Source organism: Mycobacterium sp. 1165196.3 (assembly GCF_001673415.1).
Classification (GTDB): domain Bacteria; phylum Actinomycetota; class Actinomycetes; order Mycobacteriales; family Mycobacteriaceae; genus Mycobacterium; species Mycobacterium europaeum_A.
Window position 1 is genome coordinate 1 of sequence record NZ_LZLU01000120.1, and the last position, 6,924, is coordinate 6,924.

Annotated in this window: 6 protein-coding genes and 2 pseudogenes; 5 read left to right on the top strand and 3 right to left on the bottom strand. The window is 69.6% G+C overall.

The window, feature by feature from the left end; translation table 11 throughout:
- Together A5659_RS13155 and A5659_RS13160 are read right to left on the bottom strand one after the other, a co-directional pair.
- Positions 1–262: pseudogene (locus A5659_RS13155) on the bottom strand (O-succinylbenzoate synthase); the annotation flags it as partial.
- A 50-nt stretch (positions 263–312) separates the two neighbouring features.
- Positions 313–1,917, bottom strand: a complete 1,605-nt coding sequence (locus A5659_RS13160; RefSeq protein WP_067181634.1) for an amidohydrolase — start codon at positions 1,915–1,917, stop codon at positions 313–315.
- 111 nt (positions 1,918–2,028) lie between these two features.
- Between A5659_RS13160 and fadD8 the strand changes: the two genes are divergently transcribed.
- A complete protein-coding gene (gene fadD8, locus A5659_RS13165; protein ID WP_369806917.1) occupies positions 2,029–3,648 on the top strand; it encodes a fatty-acid--CoA ligase FadD8 in 1,620 nt (539 codons plus the stop codon).
- An 83-nt stretch (positions 3,649–3,731) separates the two neighbouring features.
- Here the strand turns inward: fadD8 and A5659_RS13170 are convergent, their stop codons facing one another.
- Positions 3,732–4,271 carry a TetR/AcrR family transcriptional regulator gene (locus A5659_RS13170; RefSeq protein WP_067181637.1) on the bottom strand — a complete coding sequence of 180 codons (540 nt, stop codon included), beginning with the start codon at positions 4,269–4,271 and terminating at the stop codon, positions 3,732–3,734.
- An 87-nt stretch (positions 4,272–4,358) separates the two neighbouring features.
- Between A5659_RS13170 and A5659_RS13175 the strand changes: the two genes are divergently transcribed.
- The 4 genes and pseudogenes from A5659_RS13175 to A5659_RS13190 form a co-directional block, all read left to right on the top strand.
- On the top strand, positions 4,359–5,300 hold the full coding sequence (locus A5659_RS13175) for an aldo/keto reductase (protein ID WP_067181641.1): 942 nt from the start codon (positions 4,359–4,361) through the stop codon (positions 5,298–5,300).
- Between the two features lie 14 nt (positions 5,301–5,314).
- A complete protein-coding gene (locus A5659_RS13180) occupies positions 5,315–5,782 on the top strand; it encodes a nitroreductase family deazaflavin-dependent oxidoreductase (protein ID WP_066873284.1) in 468 nt (155 codons plus the stop codon).
- A gap of 13 nt (positions 5,783–5,795) precedes the next feature.
- Positions 5,796–6,698, top strand: coding sequence for a 1,4-dihydroxy-2-naphthoyl-CoA synthase (locus A5659_RS13185; RefSeq protein ID WP_066877751.1), 903 nt, complete (start codon positions 5,796–5,798; stop codon positions 6,696–6,698).
- 42 nt (positions 6,699–6,740) lie between these two features.
- A pseudogene (locus A5659_RS13190) lies at positions 6,741–6,924 on the top strand (short-chain dehydrogenase); the annotation flags it as partial.

A 6,924-nucleotide genomic window follows, 5' to 3' on the forward strand; every position in this document is an offset into this window, starting at 1 on the left:
CCTTGGCCGTGCCGGCCCCGGGGAAGCGCGCCAGCACCTCCGGCACGTCGGCGGCGGCCACGGCCGGCACGGTCGCGTTGATCGGCACGCGCTCGCGGCGGGTGGGCGGCGGCCTTCGGTAGGCGGCTTCGATACCCGCGGCCAGCCAGTGCGCGGCCTCGCGCGGCTCGTATTCGACGAAGGCCCCGAATTCGCCCCACCCGGCCGGGCCGTCGATCAGCGCGACCTCGCGGGTCATGATGCCCCGGAACCGCACCCGCATCGGAAGCGCCACCACATGCAGGCGGTCGAGCAGATCCTCCAGCGTCGACGTCACGCGCTGTAGACCCGGCGGCCCGCCAGATATGTCGCCCGCACCTCGAGGTCGGCGATCCGCTCGGGCGCGACGGCGCGCGGATCGGCCGAGAGCACCACCAGGTCGGCGTACTTGCCGACCTCCAGCGAGCCGATCACGTCGTCGGAGAACAGCTGCCAGGCCGCGTCGATGGTCTGCGCGCGGATCGCCTGCTCGACCGTCAGGCGTTCCTCGGGCCCGAGCACGCGGCCGCTCGGCGCCGTGCGGGTCACCGCGACGCTGATGTTGCGCAGCGGCTCCTCGGGCGTGACGGGCGGATCGTTGTGCAACGAGATGCGCATCCCGGTGGCGACCGCGGATCCCGCGGGCATCCAACGACTTCCACGCTCCTCGCCGAACAGGCCGTCGACGATCACGTCGCCCCAGTAGTGGATCTGGTCGACGAAGATGCTGCAGGTGACGCCGAGGTCGTGGGCGCGCTGCAGCTGCTCGGGCCGGATGGCGCCGACGTGCTCGAGGCGCAGCCGGTGGTCGTCGCGCGGGTGGCGTTTCAGGGCCTCCTCGTAGACGTCGAGGATGGTGTCCACACCGGCGTCGCCCTGCACGTGGCAGGCCATCGGCCAGCCGAGCGGGAAGTAGGAGCCGACGATCTCGTGCAGCTGCTCTTTGGTGTAGTTGGCGCAGCCGCACGACCCCGGCACGACGCCAATGATCCGGGTGGCTTCGGTGTCCAGGTAGGGAAAGGACAGGTCGATGTTGCCGATCCAGGGCGAGCCGTCCACCCAGATCTTGATGCCGACCTGGCGGGCCATGTCGTCGCCCTGCCCGGGGGTGGCGGCCGTCGACATCTGTGGGTTGGAGATCTCGTAGGTGCGCAGCCGCACCGTCAGCCGCTCGCGCAGCTGGTCGAGCACCGGGCGAAAGTTCGGGTCGAACGCCATCTCCGAACAGGTGGTCAGGCCGGCGCGGTTGAGCCGGGCGCACTCGGCGAGCAGCATCCGCGGATAGTCGGCGAAGTCGATGGCCCCGCCCAGCAGCGGGAACACCGCGCCGGTTTCTTCGGCGGTGCCGTCGAGCTCGCCGTCGGCGTCGCGGCCGTATTTCGCGCCCTTGGGGTCGGGGGTGTCGCGGGTCAGCCCGTGCAGCTTGGCGGCATGCGAGTTGAAAAAGGCCTTGTGCCCGGAGTTGTGCATGATCACCAGCGGGCTGTCGGGCGCGATCTCGTCGAGCCAGCCGAGCGTGGGTTCCGGAAGGCCGTTCTGCAGCAGCGGATCCCAGCCGTTGAGGAAGGCGCCGTCGGACCCGCGGCGGGCGACCTCGGAGTGGATCGCCGCGACGACGTCGTCGGCGTCGCGCATGGTGACCGGGCGGATGTCGACGATGCGGTCCGACAGCGCGACCGCCTCCATCAACGGATGTCCGTGTGCCTCAACGAAACCCGGCATGACGCAGCCGTCACCGGAATCGACGGTCCGGGTGTCGGGGCCGGCGAGGTCGGCGACCTCGGCCCGGGTTCCGACGGCGATGATCCTGCCGTCGGCGATCGCGAGCGCCTCGGCGGTGGGCCGCTGCTCGTCGACGGTCAGGATGGTTCCGGTGACGACGAGATCTGCCTGCCCCATGGGGAGGGATCGTAGTGGCTGCCGGCGTCCAACAGGGCGCGGCTAACCCAAATTGCAACACGTTCTAGTCTTGCTCATGAGTCGCGTCGGCGACGATGCTTCAGCGATGTGATGAGGAGGAGCGGCGCCATGACAGCCGACCTGTTGCGCAACCCGACCCACAACGGCCACCTGCTCGTGGGCGCGCTCAAGCGCCACAAGACCAAGCCGGTGCTGTTCCTCGGCGACACCACGCTGACCGGTGGTCAGATGGCCGAGCGGATCAGCCAGTACATCCAGGCGTTCGAGGCGTTGGGCGCGGGCACCGGCGTCGCCGTCGGCCTGCTCTCGCTCAACCGGCCCGAGGTGCTGCTGATCATCGGCGCCGGCCAGACCCGCGGCTACCGGCGCACCGCGCTGCACCCGCTGGGCTCGCTGGACGACCACGCCTACGTGCTGAACGACGCCGGCATCAGCTCGCTGATCATCGACCCCAACCCGATGTTCGTCGAGCGGGCGCTGGCCCTGCTGGAGAAGGTGCCCGGGCTCAAGCAGATCCTGACCATCGGGCCGGTGCCCGAGGCGCTCAGTGGGGTGGCGGTCGACCTGGCGGCCGAGGCGGCCAAGTACGACCCGCAGCCGCTGGTGGCCGCAGACCTGCCGCCGGATCAGGTCATCGGCCTGACCTACACCGGCGGCACCACCGGCAAGCCCAAGGGCGTGATGGGCACCGCGCAGTCGATCTCCTCGATGACCCAGATCCAGCTCTCGGAATGGGAGTGGCCGGAGGAGCCGCGGTTCCTGATGATCACCCCGCTGTCGCACGCCGGCGCGGCGTATTTCCTGCCCACGCTGATCAAGGGCGGCGAGATGCACGTGCTGCCCAAGTTCGACCCGGCTGATGTGCTGAAAACCATTGAGGAGAAACGCATTACGGCCACGTTCCTGGTGCCGTCGATGCTGTATGCGCTGATGGACCACCCGGACTCGCACACCCGCGACCTGTCGTCGCTGCAGACCGTCTACTACGGCGCCTCGGCGATCAACCCGGTGCGCCTGGCCGAGGCGATTCGCCGGTTCGGCAAGATCTTCGCCCAGAACTACGGGCAGTCCGAGGCGCCGATGGCCATCACCTACCTGGCCAAGAACGAGCACGACGAGAAGCGGCTCACCTCCTGTGGGCGCCCAACGCTTTTCGCCCGCGTCGCGCTGCTGGGCGAGGACGGCAAGCCGGTCCCGCAAGGCGAGCCGGGCGAAATCTGTGTCAGCGGGCCGCTTTTGGCGGGCGGGTACTGGAATCTGCCCGAGGCGACGGCCGAGACGTTCAAGGACGGCTGGCTGCACACCGGCGACATGGCCCGCGAGGACGAGGACGGCTTCTACTTCATCGTCGACCGGGTCAAGGACATGATCGTCACCGGCGGCTTCAACGTGTTCCCGCGCGAGGTCGAGGATGTCGTCGCCGAGCACCCGGCCATCGCCCAGGTGTGCGTGGTCGGCGCGCCCGACGAGAAGTGGGGCGAGGCCGTCACCGCGGTGGTGGTGTTGCGTTCCGACGCGCCCCGCGACGACGCGTCGATCGAGAAGATGACCGCCGAGATCCAGGCCGCGGTCAAGGACCGCAAGGGCTCGGTGCAGTCGCCCAAGCGGGTGGTGCTCGCCGACTCGCTGCCGCTGACCGGGCTGGGCAAGCCGGACAAGAAGGCCGTACGCGCGCAGTTCTGGGAGGGCGCGGCCCGCTCGGTGGGCTAGGCGATAGCGGCGAGCGTGAAACTAACTTCACACTCGCGTCCGAACGTGCAAGTAGCTTCACGCTCGCGTCCAAACGTAACGAGTCAGCGACTCACCCCCGCGACCAGCAGGTCGAGCATGCGCCCGGTCTGCTCCGGTGAACCGCTGACCAAGAAGATGCCGATCAGGCTGGACACCACGTCGTCGGCCTGCACGTCGGCGCGCAGGCTCGCGTCGTCGGCGCCGGCCCGCAACAGCGACTCGACGGCACCCACGATGCTGTCGCGAGTCTGGCTGGGCGCAAGCGCACCCGAGTCGAAGATCGCCTGCAGGGACTCGGCCATGCCGCGCTTGGCGGCGACGAAGCTCGCGTAGCGGTCCATCCAGCGGCGCAGCGCCGTCTTGGGCGGATGGCGCTCGAGCAGGTGCTCGGCGGCCGCGGCCACCTCGGCGAGCTCGGCGCGGTAAATGGCCTCGACGAGCGCCTCCCGGTTGGGGAAATGGCGGTACAACGTGCCGATCCCCACCCCCGCGTCGCGGGCGATCGACTCGAGCGAGACCGCCGCACCGTGCGCGGTGAACGCCGCGGTGGCCGCCGCCAGCAGCCGTTCGCGATTGCGGCGCGCGTCCGACCTTCCCACCAAAGCGGAGGCTCCTCCGGTTCTGTTACGCTATGAATGCGGAGGCCCCTCCGCTTTCACCAGTGTGTCACCCGATCCTTCAGGAGCACCATGACAGACCAACCCCGGCCCGGCGGCATCGGCACTCTGGGCGCGACGCCCGTCGCCCGCATGGGTTACGGCGCCATGCAACTGTTCGAGGCGACGACCGCCGACGACGCGGCCGCGGTGCTGCGTCGCGCGATCGAACTGGGCGTCAACCACATCGACACCGCGTCGTTCTACGGACCCGGCGAGGTGAACCGCCGGATCCACGCGGCACTGGCCCCCTACCCCGACGACCTCGTCATCGTCAGCAAGGTCGGCGCGCGCTACACCGGCGAACAACCGATCCCGCTGGCGCCGGCACAACGGCCCGCCGAACTGCGCGCCGCCGTCGAAGACGACCTGCGCCAGCTCGGCCTTGATCGCGTCCCGGTGGTCAACCTGCGGCGGCTCGACACCGGGATCGGCATGTCCGCCGAGGGCGACCAGATCGTCGACCTCGACGACCAGCTGGCCGAGCTGATCGCCCTGCGCGACGAGGGCAAGATCGGCGCGATCGGGATCAGCAGTGTGTCGCTCGACGTGCTGCGGCGAGCGCTGCCCGCCGGCATCGTCTGCGTGCAGAACGCCTACAGTCTGTTGGACCGCTCCCAGGAAGCCATGCTCGAGCTGTGCGTGGACGAGGGCATCGCGTGGGTGCCGTACTTCCCGCTCGGCTCGGCGTTCCCCGGATTCCCGAAGGTCGCCGACAACCCGGTGGTGGCCGACATCGCCGGCGAGTTGGGCGTTACCGGCGCCCAGGTCGGGTTGGCCTGGATCCTGGCGCACGCGCCGAACACGTTGCTGATTCCCGGCACCCGGTCGGTCGCCCACCTCGAGGAGAACATCGCCGCGGCGGGCGTCACACTGAGCGCCGAGGCGGTCGCCCGGCTCGACGCCGTCGCCGAACCCGGCGCCGACCCCTGGGCGCACGGCGTCGAACCCTTCCTGGAGGCGCCCCAGAGCTGACTACTGTGTCAGGCATGGGTACGCCCGACGGCAGCAAGCCGTCCCCCAAACCGCCGTGGTGGCTGAAGCCGGCGAACAAGGTCTTCATCCGGCTCTCGCGGCTGGGCCTGAGCTTCGGTGGTGAAAGCCCGGTGGTGTTGACCGTGCCCGGCCGCAAGTCCGGCACACCCCGGTCGACGCCGGTGACGCCGATGACGGTGGACGGCAAACGCTATGTGGTGGCAGGGTTTCCGGGCGCGGATTGGATCCGCAACGTCCGTGCCGCCGAGTACGCGACGCTGGCCCGCGGTCGGCACCGCGAGCGGGTGCGGATGGTGGAGCTGTCCGCCGATGCGGCGCGCCCGTTCTTGCGGGCGTTTCCCACCGAGGTGCCCACCGGCGTCGGCTTCATGAAGCGCTCGGGGCTGGTCACCGATGGTCGCCCCGAGGAATTCGAGGCGCTGGCGGGCGTGTGTCCGGTATTTCGGCTGGACCCGGCATAGGAGTTCAAAAACCTTGAGTGACAACCCCTTTGATGCCGACCAGTGGCGTCCGGTGGACGGGTTCGGTGACCTGACCGACATCACCTATCACCGCCACGTCGACGACGCCACGGTGCGGGTGGCGTTCGACCGGCCCGAGGTGCGCAACGCGTTCCGGCCGCACACCGTCGACGAGCTCTACCGGGTGCTCGATCACGCCCGGATGTCCCCCGACGTCGGCGTGGTGCTGCTGACCGGCAACGGGCCCTCGCCCAAGGACGGCGGCTGGGCGTTCTGTTCCGGCGGCGACCAACGCATCCGCGGGCGCAGCGGCTACCAGTACGCCAGCGGCGAGACCGCCGACACCGTCGACACCGCCCGCGCCGGGCGGCTGCACATCCTCGAGGTGCAGCGACTGATCCGGTTCATGCCCAAGGTGGTGATCTGTCTGGTCAACGGGTGGGCGGCTGGCGGCGGGCACAGCCTGCACGTGGTGTGCGACCTCACCCTGGCCAGCCGCGAACATGCCCGCTTCAAACAGACCGACGCCGACGTCGGCAGCTTCGACGGCGGCTACGGCAGCGCGTACCTGGCCCGCCAGGTCGGCCAGAAGTTCGCCCGTGAGATCTTCTTCCTCGGCCGCCCCTACACCGCCGAGCAGATGCACCACATGGGCGCGGTCAACGCCGTCGTCGACCATGCCGAGCTGGAATCCGAGGCCATCGGTTGGGCGCGCGAGATCAACGCGAAATCCCCACAGGCGCAACGGATGCTGAAGTTCGCGTTCAACCTGCTCGACGACGGCCTGGTGGGCCAACAGCTGTTCGCGGGCGAGGCCACCCGGCTGGCCTACATGACCGACGAAGCCGTCGAGGGCCGCGACGCCTTCCTGGAAAAGCGCGACCCGGACTGGAGCCGGTTCCCCCGCTACTTCTGAGCGGCCCGGGGTGCCCGGGGCCACCGCCTAGACTCGCCTCCCGTGAGCAAGAGTCCCCTTCGCCGGATCGCCGACCAGTTCGTGCTGGCGACCATGCGCCCTCCGATGGCGCCGCAAGTGTTGGTCAACCGTCCGCTGATCAAGCCGATCGAACTGGCCGGCAAGCGCATCCTGCTCACCGGGGCGTCGTCGGGCATCGGCGAGGCCGCGGCCGAACAGTTCGCCC